At 61.5% G+C, this 14637-nt stretch carries 15 protein-coding genes; 3 read left to right on the plus strand and 12 right to left on the minus strand.

Translation table 11 applies throughout. From position 1 onward, the window contains the following. Positions 1-229: 229 nt before the first annotated feature. The gene (gene rpsB / locus O4H53_RS18605; RefSeq protein WP_269366175.1) at positions 230-1117 is read left to right on the plus strand and encodes a 30S ribosomal protein S2; all 888 of its coding nucleotides are present in this window, start codon (positions 230-232) and stop codon (positions 1115-1117) included. Between the two features lie 87 nt (positions 1118-1204). Continuing rightward, complete coding sequence (gene tsf, locus O4H53_RS18610) at positions 1205-2080, plus strand: translation elongation factor Ts (protein ID WP_269366177.1); 876 nt, start codon at positions 1205-1207, stop codon at positions 2078-2080. A gap of 406 nt (positions 2081-2486) precedes the next feature. On the opposite strand, the gene O4H53_RS18615 is transcribed toward tsf, so the two are convergent. The 12 genes from O4H53_RS18615 to O4H53_RS18670 form a co-directional block, all read right to left on the minus strand. After that, positions 2487-3242: a helix-turn-helix transcriptional regulator gene (locus O4H53_RS18615; protein WP_269366178.1), complete on the minus strand. Its 756-nt coding sequence runs from the start codon at positions 3240-3242 to the stop codon at positions 2487-2489. Next, complete coding sequence (aroQ, locus tag O4H53_RS18620) at positions 3239-3679, minus strand: type II 3-dehydroquinate dehydratase (RefSeq protein ID WP_269366180.1); 441 nt, start codon at positions 3677-3679, stop codon at positions 3239-3241. The genes O4H53_RS18615 and aroQ overlap by 4 nt, the downstream gene beginning before the upstream one ends. A 217-nt stretch (positions 3680-3896) precedes the next feature. Beyond that, entirely contained in the window at positions 3897-4586 is a 690-nt protein-coding gene (phoB, locus tag O4H53_RS18625) for a phosphate regulon transcriptional regulator PhoB (RefSeq protein WP_114277133.1), read from the minus strand. 2 nt (positions 4587-4588) lie between these two features. Next, positions 4589-5296 (minus strand): phosphate signaling complex protein PhoU, encoded by a 708-nt coding sequence (gene phoU, locus O4H53_RS18630; RefSeq protein WP_114277132.1) that lies wholly within the window; start codon positions 5294-5296, stop codon positions 4589-4591. Positions 5297-5300: 4 nt separating this feature from the next. Further along, positions 5301-6098 (minus strand): phosphate ABC transporter ATP-binding protein PstB, encoded by a 798-nt coding sequence (gene pstB / locus O4H53_RS18635; protein ID WP_114277131.1) that lies wholly within the window; start codon positions 6096-6098, stop codon positions 5301-5303. Positions 6099-6110: 12 nt separating this feature from the next. Then, positions 6111-7445: a phosphate ABC transporter permease PstA gene (gene pstA, locus O4H53_RS18640; protein WP_269366183.1), complete on the minus strand. Its 1335-nt coding sequence runs from the start codon at positions 7443-7445 to the stop codon at positions 6111-6113. Then, positions 7445-8917: a phosphate ABC transporter permease subunit PstC gene (gene pstC / locus O4H53_RS18645; protein ID WP_269366185.1), complete on the minus strand. Its 1473-nt coding sequence runs from the start codon at positions 8915-8917 to the stop codon at positions 7445-7447. Before pstC ends, pstA begins: the two co-directional genes overlap by 1 nt. A gap of 91 nt (positions 8918-9008) precedes the next feature. Then, positions 9009-10049, minus strand: coding sequence for a substrate-binding domain-containing protein (locus O4H53_RS18650; RefSeq protein ID WP_269366187.1), 1041 nt, complete (start codon positions 10047-10049; stop codon positions 9009-9011). Between the two features lie 147 nt (positions 10050-10196). Then, positions 10197-11252 (minus strand): ATP-binding protein, encoded by a 1056-nt coding sequence (locus tag O4H53_RS18655; RefSeq protein ID WP_269366188.1) that lies wholly within the window; start codon positions 11250-11252, stop codon positions 10197-10199. A 4-nt stretch (positions 11253-11256) separates the two neighbouring features. After that, on the minus strand, positions 11257-11778 hold the full coding sequence (locus O4H53_RS18660) for a gamma carbonic anhydrase family protein (protein ID WP_269366189.1): 522 nt from the start codon (positions 11776-11778) through the stop codon (positions 11257-11259). After that, positions 11775-12425, minus strand: coding sequence for a guanylate kinase (gene gmk / locus O4H53_RS18665; RefSeq protein ID WP_269366190.1), 651 nt, complete (start codon positions 12423-12425; stop codon positions 11775-11777). The genes O4H53_RS18660 and gmk overlap by 4 nt, the downstream gene beginning before the upstream one ends. Before the next feature lie 3 nt (positions 12426-12428). Further along, on the minus strand, positions 12429-13307 hold the full coding sequence (locus O4H53_RS18670) for a YicC/YloC family endoribonuclease (RefSeq protein ID WP_269366322.1): 879 nt from the start codon (positions 13305-13307) through the stop codon (positions 12429-12431). A 246-nt stretch (positions 13308-13553) separates the two neighbouring features. Here O4H53_RS18670 and O4H53_RS18675 point away from each other — a divergent pair, with 246 nt between their 5' ends. Then, positions 13554-14270 carry a PAS domain-containing protein gene (locus O4H53_RS18675; RefSeq protein WP_269366192.1) on the plus strand — a complete coding sequence of 239 codons (717 nt, stop codon included), beginning with the start codon at positions 13554-13556 and terminating at the stop codon, positions 14268-14270. Positions 14271-14637 lie beyond the last annotated feature (367 nt).

Below are 14637 nucleotides of genomic sequence, written 5' to 3' on the forward strand. Positions count from 1 at the left end.
TGGATACTCCCTTGATTTTTTGATTTGAGTTTGCGGTAAAGCACATGGCCTGTCCATGCCGATGACATAGAGTTTATCCCTTGCACAGCACGCGCTGCTGGCCTATAGCACGGCCACTTAATCCCGCAGTCGGGGTTGGGCCCTTGGGGGAGACATCCTCAAGCGTCCGCCGGTTGTCAGCATGTGCTGTCATACCCCCGACGAGGCTAAACCGGAAAGGTATAAAGACATGGCTCTTCCTGAGTTCTCCATGCGCCAATTGCTTGAAGCAGGCGTACACTTCGGCCACCAGACGCAGCGCTGGAACCCCCGCATGGGTCCCTTCATCTATGGCGCGCGCAACGGCATCCACATCATGGACCTGACGCAGACTGTTCCGATGCTGGACCAGGCGCTGCAGGCGATCCGCGATACCGTCGCCAAGGGCGGCAGCGTTCTTTTCGTCGGCACCAAGCGTCAGGCGCAGCAGCCTGTCGCGGAAGCGGCAGAGAAATGCGCGCAATACTACATGAACCACCGCTGGCTGGGCGGCACGCTGACCAACTGGCAGACCGTGTCCCAGTCGATCAACCGTCTGAAGTCCATCGACGAGCAATCCGAGCGTGGCTTTGAAGGTCTGACCAAGAAAGAGCGCCTGGGCATGGAACGCGATCAGGCCAAGCTTGAAGCCTCGCTTGGCGGTATCCGCGAAATGGGCGGTCGCCCTGACCTGATCTTTGTCATCGACGTCAAGAAAGAAGCGCTGGCGGTTGCCGAAGCCAACAAGCTGGGCATCCCGGTTGTGGCCGTGGTTGACACCAACTGCTCGCCCGACGGGATCGACTATATCATCCCCGGCAACGACGATGCGGCCCGTGCCATCGCGCTTTATTGCGATCTGGCATCGCGCGCGGCACTTGACGGCATGTCGGCCCAGCTGGGTGCCGCAGGTGTCGACATCGGCGCCATGGAAGAAGCCCCGGCCGAAGAAGCGTTGACCGAGGGAAGCACCGGTGTCGAGGTCGGCAATGCCTCCTCCGAGACCGTGTCGGATGACGCAATGGCCAAGGACGCGCCGCTGGATCTGGAATCCAAGCAGGAAACCAAAGCCAAGGCCGCTGAGAAAGCCGAAGGCTGAGCATTGTCACGAGACTGACATACGCCTGACATATGGGGCAGGGGAAACCTGCCCCAATCGTTTGATAGAAATTAGGAGCACCCAAAGATGGCAATCACAGCATCTATGGTAAAAGAACTGCGCGACAGCACCGGCGCAGGCATGATGGACGCCAAGAAGGCACTGACGGAGAACGACGGCGACATGGAAGCCGCCGTTGACTGGCTGCGCACCAAGGGTCTGGCGAAAGCCGCCAAGAAATCGGGCCGTACCGCCGCCGAAGGTCTGGTTGCGGTCAAGGTCGAGGGTGGCCATGGCGTCGCGGTTGAAGTGAACTCCGAAACCGATTTCGTCGGCAAGAACGCGGATTTCCAGAAAATGGTCGCGGGCATCGCCGATGTCGCCGTTTCCGTTTCCGATGTCGACGCGCTGAAAGCGGCGGATATGGGCGGCAAGACCGTCGAGCAGACCGTGACAGACGCGGTTGCCGTGATCGGTGAAAACATGTCCGTGCGCCGCATGGCGACCGTGGACGGCGAAACCGTGGTTTCCTATGTCCACAACGCGGCAGCACCCGGCATGGGCAAGATCGGCGTTCTGGTCGCGATGACCGGCGGCGACGATGCGTTCGGCAAGCAGGTTGCGATGCACATCGCGGCGGTGAACCCCGCGTCCCTGTCCGAAGACGATCTGGACCCGGCCGTGGTCGAGAAGGAAAAGCAGGTTCAGATGGACATTGCGCGCGAAAGCGGCAAGCCCGAGCAGGTCATCGAAAAGATGATCGTGGGCCGGATGAAAAAGTACATGTCCGAAGTCACACTGCTGAACCAGTCCTTTGTCGTGAACCCGGATCTGACCGTGGGCGACGCTGCCAAGGAAGTTGGCGCCACCATCACCGGTTTCGTGCGTCTCGAAGTGGGCGAAGGCATCGAAGTGGTCAAGGAAGACTTTGCCGCCGAAGTGGCCAAGGCCGCCAAAGGCTAAGCACCGCGTCCTGAGATGGACGGCGAAGCGATCGGAATTGAAAAGGGCGGTGCCGCAGGGTGCCGCCCTTTTTGCATCGGCACGGGAGCTTGGCGGAGCTGCTGAGGGAAAGCGGGCGGACCTTGATGTTCAAGGTCCGCCCAACGCCCGGTAACGGAACGCTCGGGGAGGAGCAAGGGCGTTATGACCCCGGACAGCCGGGCGGAAGAATACGCCCGACTGTAACCGGCACCTGCAAAGAGCCTTGTTATAACAAGGGTTTACAGGCCTTGTCCCTGCGGTCAAACCGTTTGCCAGGAACAATGTTACTCTGGGTCAACTCGTGGCTTTGAGCCAGTCAGGGATTCCTTACCTTGTGGTCAAATCAAGGGGAATATTTCACGCGACGCGTCAGATTCGTCAGAATCTATGCGTCCAGAACAAACATTTGGTTCGAAAATGACGCCTTGAGCACGGCCTGGGCCGTCGTATCCACCGCCAGCGCCTCGCGGGCCAGTCTGAGGTGTTTTTCCACGGTGGCCGATGTCAGCCCCATGATCACCGCGATGTCCTGCATGGTCTTGCCGTCACCGACCCATTCCAGCGCCTCGCGCTGGCGCGGTGTCAGGGCGCGGCGCTGCGAGTGGTAGGGCAGGGTCAGGATCTTCAGATGGGCGATTTCGTTCATCAGCTTGATGTCATTGCCATGCTGGGCCCAAAGCGCATCAACCTCATCCTGCGAGATGCCCGGTTTCGCGGTCAGGGCGATGGCCCCCTTGGAGCGGGCCGAGATCGACTTGAAGCTGACGGTATAGCCCGCCGTGACGTTCATGCGGCGGTTGAACTCGATCACACGTTCCTCTGCCGGGGTCATGGCCCGTTCGCGCGCCATGTCGTGCAGGACGGTCCAGCTGCAGGCACCTTCATGCTTGAGCGCCCAATGCACCATGGGCGCGTGGAAATAGAGGCCACCGCCAAGGAATTCATCGGTATAGGCGCGGCTGTGGTTCGTCAGGATGACAAAATCTTCCGGGTCGCCCAGGGATGTCGAGGTGCGGTAGCGTGTAAAGCCATAGATCAGCCGGTCGAAACCGTAGCTGTCCATCTTGCTGGTGTGCAGATCCCAAAGCTCCTCAAGGCTCGGGCAGCGGGCAACGGCATGAAGATACTCTCGTAAACTCATGATGTTACAAGCCTTTCTGAAAGTGCGTCCAGTGCCATCAGATAGCCCTTGGCGCCAAAGCCGCAGATCTGTCCGATCGCCACGGGCGCGATGTAGGAATGATGGCGGAATGTCTCGCGGGCGTGGATGTTGCTCAGGTGAACCTCCACAACCGGCAATTCGACAGAGGCGATGGCATCCATCAGCGCGACAGAGGTATGGGTATATGCACCGGCATTCAGCACGATGCCGCCATGAACGCCCTTGGCGGCATGGATCGCGTCCAGCAGCGCGCCTTCATGGTTGCTTTGCAGGAAGGCGACCTCAAGCCCCAGTGCCGCTGCCGCATCGGCACAGATCTTCTCGATGTCGGCCAGGGTCGTCGCGCCGTAGACGTCCGGCTGGCGTGTGCCCAGCAGGTTCAGGTTCGGACCATTGAGGATCAGGACAGACGGCATACACAAACCCTTGATGAGATGTGCATTATTAACGATGGAAGCGTCAAAAAGTCCAGCATTCAACAAGCGGAGAGGTCAGGATGGGATCGAACAGATAGCTTCTGACGGTCCTTTAACGGTGTCCGTAAATCCTATAATCAGTATTATGTAAATAAATGATTACCCCTGAGGCCGCAAAACATGCCTTTGCGCGCAACTGGCCGCTGAAAACAGCGGCTCAGCCCAGCGCGTAACCTGCGCCGCGTACGGTTCTGATCGGGTCTTGCCCGCCGTGGACCGTCAGTGCCTTGCGCAGTCTTGCGATGTGAACATCCACCGTGCGTGTGTCGACATAGATGTCGCGCCCCCAGACATGGTCAAGCAGCTGATCGCGGCTGAACACGCGGCCGGGTTTTTCCAGCAAGGTCACCAGCAGCCGGTATTCGGTCGGCCCCAGCTTCAGTTCCTTTTCGGCGCGGTTCACGCGGTGGCGTTCCGGATCAAGGCGGATGTCGTCAAAGGTCAGCTCGGCACCGCTGGCTGCCGGCCGTGACCGGCGCAGCTGGTTGCGCACGCGCGCCATCAACTCGCGCAGCGCATAGGGTTTCACGACATAATCATCCGCCCCGGTTTCAAGCCCGCGCACCGCGTCGACTTCTTCGGAGCGTGCCGACAGCATGATGATCGGAATGTCGCGGGTCTCGTCCCGGGTCTTGAGCTGGCGACAGACTTCGATGCCGCTCATCAGCGGCATCATCCAGTCGAGGATCACCAGGTCCGGACGCGCCTCTGACACCATCAGCAGCGCTTCTTCGCCGTTCTCGGCACGGCGCACGGCAAAACCTTCGCTTTCCAGGTTATAGGCCAGGACCTCGCGCTGCGCCGGTTCGTCTTCGACCAGCAGAACCTGGGGTTGGGTCACGGACATCTTCAACTCCCGGCTGGCATGGATGTGTGGTCGGCCTTGGGCCGGTCTTCATCGGGGTGCTGGCCGGTGACCAGATAGATCACCTGCTCGGCGATGGAGGTGACCAGATCACCCATGCGTTCGACGTTCTTGGCAATGAAATGCAGGTGCATACAGGCCGTGATGTTGCGCGGATCTTCCATCATGAAGGTCAGGAATTCGCGGAACAGCGCATTGTACATCTGATCCACTTCCTGGTCACGCTCGATGATGTCGGCCGCCAGTTCGGCGTCGCGCTGGATATAGGCGTCCAGGGCGTCCTTGAGCATGGCTTCGACCGTGCGCGCCATCCGGCGGATGGCACCGGCGCTGTCGTTGACCGGGGCAATCTGCGACAGCACGCCGGTGCGTTTTGCCATGTTGTTCGCGTAATCGCCAATCCGCTCAAGGTTTGCGCTGATCTTGATCACGCTCAGGATCAGACGCAGGTCAATCGCGGTGGGCGCGCGCAGGGCGATGACCCGGGCGGCGCTTTCGTTGATCATGATTTCAAGGTTGTCGATAACCTTGTCCCCTGCCCTGACCTTTTCGGCCAGTTCCTCGTCCCGGCTTTCAAGGGACAAGGCCCCGTTGCGGATGGCATCTTCAACCAATCCGCCCATCTTCATGATCTGGGCCTGAACCGCCTCCAGATCGCGATCAAAGGCTGACGCAATGTGTTGATCTTGCATGATATTATCCAATCCGGCCTGTGATGTAGCTTTCGGTGCGCGGGTCTTCGGGGGCGGTGAAGATCTTGTCGGTCTCGCCAAATTCCACAAGGTTGCCCAGATGGAAAAAGGCCGTCTTCTGGCTGACGCGGGCGGCCTGCTGCATGGAGTGGGTGACGATCACCACCGAATAGTTCTGGCGCAGCTCGTCGATCAGCTCTTCGACCTGTGCGGTTGCAATCGGGTCCAGCGCCGAACAGGGTTCATCCATCAGCAGCACTTCGGGTTCCGTGGCCACGGCGCGTGCGATGCACAGGCGCTGTTGCTGGCCGCCCGACAGGCCGGTGCCCGGCGCATCGAGCCGGTCCTTGACCTCGTTCCAGATCGCACCGCGGCGCAGGGCGCGTTCCACAATGTCGTCCAGTTCGGCCTTGTTGCGGGCCAGCCCGTGGATGCGCGGCCCATAGGCCACATTGTCGTAGATCGACTTGGGAAAGGGGTTGGGTTTCTGGAACACCATGCCGACCTTGGCGCGCAGCTGCACCGGGTCCACCTTGCGGTCATAGATGTCCTCGCCGTCGATCAGGATGTCGCCGACCACGCGGCAGACATCGATGGTGTCGTTCATCCGGTTGATGCAGCGCAGGAATGTCGATTTGCCGCAGCCCGACGGCCCGATGAAGGCGGTGACGGTCTTGTCCTCGATCTCGACGTTGACGTCCTTGATCGCATGGGTGTCGCCATAATAGACCTGCACGTCCCGGGCCGCGATTTTGATGTTCTTGGTGGCCACTTCATTCTCCGCAATATGATTGTCTTTCATCGGACTGTCTCCTTACCAGCGGCGCTCGAAACGGCGGCGCAGGATGATGGCGATGATGTTCATGGTCAGCAGGAATATCAAAAGAATGATGATCCCGCCCCATGCTTTCTCGTAAAAACTGGCGTCCGCACGGGCGGCCCAGGTGTAGATCTGCGCGGGCATGGCCGAGTTCGGCTCGGTGAAACCGGCCAGCACGCCATCGGGATAGCCCCGCGCGACAAAGCCGACCATGCCGATCAGCAGCAGCGGTGCCGTCTCTCCCAGGGCCTGCGCCAGGCCGATGATGGTGCCCGTCAGGATGCCCGGCATGGCCAGGGGCAGCACGTGGTGAAACACCGCCTGCATCTTTGAGGCCCCGACCCCCAGCGCCGCGTCCCGGATCGAGGGCGGCACGGATTTCAGCGAGGCGCGGGTGGAGATGATGATGGTCGGCAGTGTCATCAGCGTCAGCACCAGACCACCCACCAGCGGTGCCGACTGCGGCAGATGCATGAACTGGATAAAGACCGCCAGACCAAGGATACCAAAGACGATGGAAGGCACCGCCGCGAGGTTCGAGATATTGACTTCGATCAGATCGGTGAACCGGTTCTGCGGCGCGAATTCCTCAAGATAGATGGAAGCCGCGACACCGATCGGCAGCGACAGCGCCAGCACCACCAGCATCATGAAGAAGGAGCCGATGACCGAGGCGCCGATGCCGGCACCGCCGGGGTTGTCCACGCCTGAATCCGCTCCGGTGATGAAGTTCCAGTTGAAGGCACGGGTGATGATATCGGCACTGACCAGCGCGTCGATCAGGTCCAGGTCGGAGGCCTGCATGAAACGGCTGTCCTGCAGCGCTTCACGGGTGACGCGGCCGGTCAGATAGCCGTCGACCCTTGATGCTGCCGCCAGCTTGAAGTTCACCGGGCTGCCCAGATCCTGTTCGTTTGCGCGGTAATGTTCGCGCAGGGTGCCGCCGGGCTTGCCCAGCAGGCGTTCAATCGCGCCCGCGTCGAACGCCACCTCAAGGCCGCGCGCCTCCAGGGTGTCGCGGATCTGTTCGATCAGCAGCCCCTCATAGGCCTTGGTCTTGAACAATTCCCCTTCGGCTGCGGTGAATTGTTCCTGCGTCAGGGTAAAGTCCACATCCACAACCGTCTGGGTAAAGGCCGGCACGCCGGAACGGATGATTGAAACCGCGAGGACCACCAGAAAGAACAGCCCGATCAGGATGGCGGTCATGCCATAGGCCCGGAACCGTTTTTCGGCTGCGTTGCGTTTGCGGGTACGCGCATCCTGCACCAGCAGGGACTTTCCGCGCGGTTTGGGTGCAGCGCCGCTGCTGAGGCTTGCATCAGACATCAGTCATATTGCTCCCGGTACTTGCGCACGATGTAGAGCGCGAAAACATTGAGGGCGAGGGTGATGACAAACAATGTCATCCCCAGCGCAAAGGCCACCAGCGCCTCGGGGCTGGCGAAATCCGCATCCCCGGTAAGCTGGCTGACAATCTTGGCGGTGACGGTGGTCATCGCGTCGAAGGGGTTCAGGGATAACCGTGCGGCGGCCCCTGCCCCCAGCACCACGATCATGGTTTCGCCGATGGCACGTGAGGCTGCCAGCAGGATCGCACCGACGATGCCGGGCAAGGCAGCGGGCAGGACCACCTGGCGGATGGTTTCCGACTTGGTCGCCCCAAGGCCATATGAGCCATCGCGCATCGCCTGCGGCACGGCATTGATGATGTCGTCGGACAGCGAGCTGACAAAGGGGATCAGCATCACGCCCATGACCAGACCGGCGGTGATCACGGCGGTGCCCGCCTGCATGATGCCCAGCCCGTCGCGGCCAAAGACCGAGACCAGCAGCGGACCAACCGTCAGCAGCGCGAAAAGCCCGTAGACGATGGTTGGAATACCGGCCAGCACCTCCAGCAGCGGCTTGGCGACGGAGCGCACCGAGTTGCTGGCATATTCCGACAGGTAGACCGCCGCGAACAACCCGATGGGGATCGCCACCGCCAGCGCCACCAGCGAGATATAGAAGGTGCCCCAGAGCAGCGGCAGCACACCCAGGTCGGAACTGCCCCCCCTGCCCGAAAAGCTTGGCGCCCAGTTGGTGCCGAAAAAGAAGTCGCTGGCGGGGTAAAGGCGGAAGAATTCGATGGTGTTGAAAACCAGCGACAGCACGATGCCCAGTGTCGTCAGGATCGCGATGGAGGCGGCACCGATCAGCAGCATCTTTACCGCCGCTTCAACCACGTTGCGCGCCCGGAAATCGGCCTGAGCACCGCGCAGGCCCCATAGCGCGCCCAGCAGTGCCAGGACAATGACAACACCGCTCATGAACTGGTTGCCGCGCTGGTTCTGCATCCGGTAGCTTTGCGCGGCGTTCAGAACCGGCTGGGTGATCTGCGATGTCACGATGGCGCCCGCGTCCTGCAGGCGGCTGGTGACCTCATCCGGGTCGGCCTGCGGGTCATTTGCCATATTGGCATCCATGGTGCCCTGGGCCAGCGCTCGGTCCATGCCGTCAGCCGCGCGGCGCACCTCTGACAGGACCAGCCCGCGCGAAGAACTGTCGGCTATGGCGCTGTCCGGGATCAGGGCAGAGACGGAATTGTTCACGATCATCGGCTGCACCAGCAGCCAGACCAGCATCAGAAGAAGGGCGGGAACGGCGGCTTTGATCGCCACATTGCCCCCGTAGTAGGAAGGCAGCGAATGCATGTGACGCCGGTCACCGCCCGCGCTGCGCATCACCCGCGTCAGCCCGAGGTAATATCCGGCGATGGCGATGCCTGAAACGATGAGAAAGAGCCAGAGTATCGGCATGTCGTGCCCCGCCTGTGGGTGGAATTTCTTTATCGAAACTGCGCGGGGGCGGCGTCAGGCCGCCCCCGGCTACGTAAGGTCAGCGACAGGCTCAGGAGCCGGAGCCCATTGTCGCTTCTTCATTGACGGATTTTTGCGTGTCGGACAGCTGCGGGTCGGACACCAGGCCATAGTTGGCCAGCGGGCCGGAAGGACCTGCCAGTTCGTCGGAGATGAAGAACTGTGCATATTCCTTAAGGCCGGGGATCACGCCGATATGTGCCTTCTTGACGTAGAAGAACAGCGGGCGGGACACCGGGTAATCACCCGAAGCGATGGTTTCGGTCGAGGGGGCCACGCCGCCCATGGTCGCCACTTTCAGCTTGTCCTGGTTGTTCTCGTAGAAGGCCAGGCCGAACACGCCGATGCCATTGGTGTTGGCGTCGATACGGGCCAGTGTCTCAGTATAGTCACCGTCGATGTCGACCGAACGGCCGTCCTGACGCACGTCCAGGCAGGCGTCTTCGGCGTCGTCTTCGCTCATGCCGCCATCCAGCATGGCCTGCATTGCGCCGGTGTCTTCGCAGCCTTTCAGCAGCACCTTGTCTTCAAAGACTTCGCGTGTGCCGTGCTTGGTGCCGGGGATGAACATTGCGATTTCTGCATCGGGCAGGTCGCTGTTGAACTCGGCCCAGCTGCTGTAATCGTTGTCGACGATTGCGCCGTCTTTCAGGACCTTCGCGCCGATGGCGTTGAAGATGTCGGCAGGCTCGAAGGCTTCGAAGGCCGGGCCGCTGATCTGCGAGGCAAACACGATGCCGTCATAGCCGATGCGCACTTCCATGATGTCGGTGACACCATTCTCGGCGCAGGCCTTGATTTCCTTTTCGCGGATTGCGCGGGAGGCGTTTGCCACGTCGATGGTGTTTTCGCCCACACCTTCGCAGAACCGTTTCAGACCGGCAGAGGAGCCGCCCGATTCGATGACCGGTGTCGGGAAGTCGGTGTTCTCGCCAAAGGCTTCTGCCACGATCGAAGCATAGGGCAGCACGGTGGACGAACCCGCAACCTGGACGTTGTCACGCGCAGCGGCAGCCGAAGCGGAAAGCGCGGCGATGGCCAGTGCGGATGTGGTGAGTTTTGTCAGTGACATGATGTCTCCTGTTTTCATACATTCTACGACCTCCCCCATGGGTGGTCTCCCGGCCCGTTTAGGTGGCGCGCTTATACCTTTTGTGAAGGTTTTGTTACGGTTTTATGACACAGGAAGAATTTGGAAAAAGAAGTGGTATATTGGCGTTCAGCCGTCGCTCACCACTACATCTCGGGGCAGGATAACGCAGAATGACGCGCCCTGCCCCTCTTCGGAGGTGATTTTCAGCCGCCCCCGGTGCCGGTTGAGAATATGTTTCACAATTGCGAGGCCCAGCCCGGTGCCGCCCAGGGCACGGCTGCGGTGGTTGTCGGCGCGGTAGAATCGTTCGGTCAGGCGCGGAATGTGATGCGACGGGATGCCGGGCCCATGGTCGCTGACCGTGATGCGCACCGATGGCCCGCGCAACGCCGGGTCACGCAGGCTGGTTTCTGCGGTGATCTCGACCGGTCGGTCGTCGCCCCCGTATTTGATCGCGTTTTCGATCAGGTTGGTAAAGACCTGCAACATCTGGTCCGCGTCGCCCAGAATCGGGATCGCCTCCGCCCCGAAGTCGGGGCGCAGGGTCACCCCCGCTTCGACGGCCAGCGGATTGAGGTTGCGCAGCGCGGTCTGCAGCACCTCGGCCAGGTTGATCTGCCTGGTCGGGCGCACCCGTTCCTCGGCTTCCACCCGGCTCAGGGACAACAGATCGCCCACCAGACGGTTCATGCGCCCCGCTTCGGTCTGCATGATCGCCAGAAACCGGTCCCGCGCCGCCGCATCGTCGCGCGCCGGGCCGCTGAGTGTCTCGATGAACCCCATCAGCGAGGTCAGCGGCGTGCGCAGCTCGTGGCTGACGTTGGCCACGAAGTCGCGCCGCATCTGCCCGGCCTGCGCCTGCGGGGTGATGTCCTGAAAGCTGACCATCAGCAGCCCGGCACCCTGGACCGGGTTGAGCGTGACTTCATAGGTCACATCCTTGCCCGCCTCGTCGACCAGGAATTGCGCGTGCCGCCCCTTCCCGTCCTCGATGCAACGCTCCACCGCATCCACCAGCGAGGGCTGGCGCAGCACGGTCACAAAGTGGCGGCCCACCGTATGCGCCCCGACCAGCGCCTTGGCCGCCGGGTTCACCGCCGCAATCCGCTCTGCCCGGTCGATGACCAGGGTCGGCAATGGCAGGGCGGCGATCAGGTCAGGCAGCAGCGGTGCTTCGGTCATCGCATCAGAGCGCTGTGAGGTCTTTGGCAAACCGGGCGGCGTTTTCGGCATAATGCCTTGCGCTGGCGGTCAGTTTCGCGATCGCCTCGTCATCCAGCTGGCGCACCACCTTGCCCGGTGCGCCCATGACCAGCGAACCGTCAGGGATCTCCTTGCCTTCGGTGATCAGCGCGCCCGCACCGATCAGGCAGTTGCGCCCGATCCTTGCGCCATTGAGGATCGTGGCCCCCATGCCGATCAGCGTATTGTCCCCGATGGTGCAGCCATGCAGCATGACCTTGTGACCAATGGTGCAATTTTCACCAATGGTCAGCGGATAGCCCATGTCGGTGTGGAACACGCAGTTTTCCTGCACGTTCGATCGCCGGCCCACATGGATCACCTCGTTGTCACCGCGCAAAGTGGAACCAAACCAGACCGAGCTTTCGTCTTCCAGCACCACATTGCCGATCACATTCGCATCCGGTGCCACCCAGGCATTGCCGTGGACTTTGGGGGTCTTGTCGCCAAGTGCATAGAGCGTCATGTCAGATCCTCGAATTCGGTTTGCAGTTTGCGCACATGATCCAGCAACCGCGGCTGCTGCGCCACCCGCATGCGTTCGGCACGGATGATGGTTTTCAGCTTTTCTTCGGTTTCCGTGAGGTCGTCGTTCACGATCACATAATCATAGCCGTCCCAATGGCTGATCTCATCCCAGCTTTTCCGCATCCGTTTGGCAATGGTTTCTTCGGTGTCCTGCCCCCGGCTGATCAGCCTGCGGCGCAGTTCCAGAATGGAGGGTGGCAGGATGAAAATGGAAAGCGTGTGCGAGCCAAGTGCCGATTTCTGAATTTGCTGGGCGCCTTGCCAGTCGATGTCAAAAAGCACGTCCCGGCCCGCTTCGATGGCTTCCTGAACAGGCCCCCGGGGAGAGCCGTAGTTGTTTCCGAAGACATGGGCGTGTTCCAGCAACTCGCCCTCTTTGACCCACTTTCGAAAGTTCTCCTCCGAGACAAAGAAATAATCCTTGCCCTCGACCTCGCCCTTGCGCGGGACCCGCGTGGTAGCGGAAACAGAGAACTTCAGCGAGGCATCCCAGGCCATCAACCGCCGGGCCAGCGTGGATTTACCTGCCCCGGACGGTGAGCTGAGAATAACAAGAAGTCCGCGCCTTTCTGGCTGCTGGGTCATGGTCTACTCCACATTCTGTACTTGTTCGCGCATCTGGTCGATCACGGCCTTCAGCGACAGGCCGACGCGGGTCAGCTCCGTATGCTGCGCCTTGGCGCAGAGGGTATTGGTTTCGCGGTTGAACTCCTGCATCAGGAAATCCAGCTTGCGCCCCACCGGGCCACCCTCGGCCAGCAGCGCGCGTGCCGCCGCGATATGCGCGCCCAGCCGGTCGATTTCTTCGGTGATGTCGGATTTGACCGCGATCAGCGCCAGTTCCTGGGCCAGACGGCTTTCATCCACCCCATCGGCATTGTCCAGAATGCGGGCCAGGTTCTGCCGCAGGTTCCGCGCCATCTCGTCCTTGCGCCCCTCGGCCAGCTTTGCCGCCGCGGCAGTCAGGTTTTCGACCTCGGTCAGCTGGTTTTCCAGCACCCTGGCCAGGGCGGCGCCCTCGCTGGCGCGCATGGCGGCGAAATCGGCCAGCACCTTGTCCACGTCCGTCAGCAATGCCGCGCAAAGCTGTGCCGTGTCGTCCTGCGTCGTGGCCTGTTCAAGCACACCTCGCATGGTCACGATGTCGGTGGCCTTGGACGGGGCCAGCGATATCCCCGCATCCATCGCCCGCGCTTCGATCCGGTGCAACGCTTCCAGCACGGTTTCAAGCTGGGCCTCGTTGACTTCCAGCCGGCCTGCGGTCTCTTCCCGGGTGACGCGCAGATTGCAGGTGACATTGCCCCGCGCCGCCACCGCAGCCAGTTTCTTGCGCAGTTCGGCCTCCAGCCCCTCGATCCAGTCCGGCACGCGCAGGCGCAGGTCCAGCCCCTTGCCGTTCACTGCGCGAATCTCCCAGCCCCAGGAATAGGGCGCGTCAGCGCCTGCACGCGCGGCAAAACCGGTCATCGAATGGATCATGAAAGGCGGCCCTTGCAGTTTGAGTTCCGCACCGGGATAGGTCGAAACGGCCCGGCGGGGCAAGCCCATCCGGCGCGGTGTTAACCAATGCTTAAGAATTTCCCCCGCTGCCCGGCAATTCAGGCTAATTAGAATAGAGTTGAACGCACACCTCGTGACGCTGTCACGGGAACAGGCTGTGGCTGGCGCTGTACCCCGTTGCGATCCCGGCCGAATAATCGAAGGTGGTGTTGCATGGACAAGTCAGACCATAAATCGCAGAATGTCATTGAAATGTCAGACCATCATCCAGAAACCGGTTATGCTGCCATCGCGCAGGTCGAAGCCTATTGGGAAGCCTTGCGCGGAGCGCGCATCGTACCGAAACGCTCTGAAATCGACCCGCGAGGGATCGAGGGCGCGCTTGAAAACGCGTTTATCGTGGAACGGGTCGCGCCGGGCATCGCGCGGTTGCGCATCGCGGGCAGCCATCTGAATGACCTGATGGGCATGGAAGTGCGTGGCATGCCGCTGACAGCCCTGTTCAACCCCGGCGCGCGGCAATTGATCTCGGAAACCCTTGAAGAGGTGTTTCAGGCCCCCGGTACGAGCCGGTTTCGCCTGACATCACCGGGTTCGGAAGGCCGGCCGGAGGGGGAGGCACGGATGCTCCTGCTGCCGTTGAAAAGCGATCTGGGCGATGTCAGCCGCCTGTTGGGGTGTCTGGTGTTCAAGGGCAAGATCGGATTGGCCCCCCGGCGCTTCGACGTGCTGGACCGGGAATTCGCCCTGCTGTTGCCCGGTTCGGACGCCGGGCCCGCGCCTGAGCCGGATCGGCAGAGGCCAACCACGCCGGAGCCTGTTCCGGGCTTTGCGGCACCGGTTGCCACTTATGAGGCACCATCTGCGGCGCAGGTCAGGCCGACGGACAGGCGCCCCCCCTACCTGCGGCTGGTCAAATCAGAAGACTGACGGCCCGGCCCGGCGCAAGCCGACAGCCATGATCCGGGGCTTTCGACATAGCAGGTCCGTCAGGATCGACACCTACAGCCGGCATAGTCATGGAGAAAACCTTCATCGACAGGCTGACGAATGGTTGCTGTGCGGCTATTGCAGCCGTCGATCACTGGCACTCGGGCCCGGAACAAGCCGCAGGCGCCGGGCCATCGCCTGCCCGTGCCCCGGGTAGGCGATTTGGTGAGGCTGGGTAATCCCTCGATGGGGTTCATCACGGTTGAGAAATAAAGTGGCATGAACATAGGTCAGCATCGCCCACCCCGGGCAGGCGCTGGCCCGGCTTGCGCTTCGCCTCCGAGGTTCAAGAGGACCCGACCTTCAC

Source organism: Sulfitobacter sp. G21635-S1, from assembly GCF_027213915.1.
In the GTDB taxonomy this organism is placed as follows: domain Bacteria; phylum Pseudomonadota; class Alphaproteobacteria; order Rhodobacterales; family Rhodobacteraceae; genus Sulfitobacter.

Bases quoted from the DNA above. Each gene is read 5' to 3' on its own strand.
- phoB (WP_114277133.1), bottom strand. From the start codon at position 4,586: ATGTCCGTGACCCAACCCCAGGTTCTGCTGGTCGAAGACGAACCGGCG.
- rpsB (WP_269366175.1), top strand. From the start codon at position 230: ATGGCTCTTCCTGAGTTCTCCATGCGCCAATTGCTTGAAGCAGGCGTA.
- O4H53_RS18675 (WP_269366192.1), top strand. From the start codon at position 13,554: ATGGACAAGTCAGACCATAAATCGCAGAATGTCATTGAAATGTCAGAC.
- O4H53_RS18615 (WP_269366178.1), bottom strand. From the start codon at position 3,242: ATGAGTTTACGAGAGTATCTTCATGCCGTTGCCCGCTGCCCGAGCCTT.
- O4H53_RS18660 (WP_269366189.1), bottom strand. From the start codon at position 11,778: ATGACGCTCTATGCACTTGGCGACAAGACCCCCAAAGTCCACGGCAAT.
- O4H53_RS18655 (WP_269366188.1), bottom strand. From the start codon at position 11,252: ATGACCGAAGCACCGCTGCTGCCTGACCTGATCGCCGCCCTGCCATTG.
- pstB (WP_114277131.1), bottom strand. From the start codon at position 6,098: ATGAAAGACAATCATATTGCGGAGAATGAAGTGGCCACCAAGAACATC.
- O4H53_RS18670 (WP_269366322.1), bottom strand. From the start codon at position 13,307: ATGACCGGTTTTGCCGCGCGTGCAGGCGCTGACGCGCCCTATTCCTGG.
- pstC (WP_269366185.1), bottom strand. From the start codon at position 8,917: ATGCCGATACTCTGGCTCTTTCTCATCGTTTCAGGCATCGCCATCGCC.
- pstA (WP_269366183.1), bottom strand. From the start codon at position 7,445: ATGTCTGATGCAAGCCTCAGCAGCGGCGCTGCACCCAAACCGCGCGGA.
- O4H53_RS18650 (WP_269366187.1), bottom strand. From the start codon at position 10,049: ATGTCACTGACAAAACTCACCACATCCGCACTGGCCATCGCCGCGCTT.
- aroQ (WP_269366180.1), bottom strand. From the start codon at position 3,679: ATGCCGTCTGTCCTGATCCTCAATGGTCCGAACCTGAACCTGCTGGGC.
- gmk (WP_269366190.1), bottom strand. From the start codon at position 12,425: ATGACCCAGCAGCCAGAAAGGCGCGGACTTCTTGTTATTCTCAGCTCA.
- phoU (WP_114277132.1), bottom strand. From the start codon at position 5,296: ATGCAAGATCAACACATTGCGTCAGCCTTTGATCGCGATCTGGAGGCG.
- tsf (WP_269366177.1), top strand. From the start codon at position 1,205: ATGGCAATCACAGCATCTATGGTAAAAGAACTGCGCGACAGCACCGGC.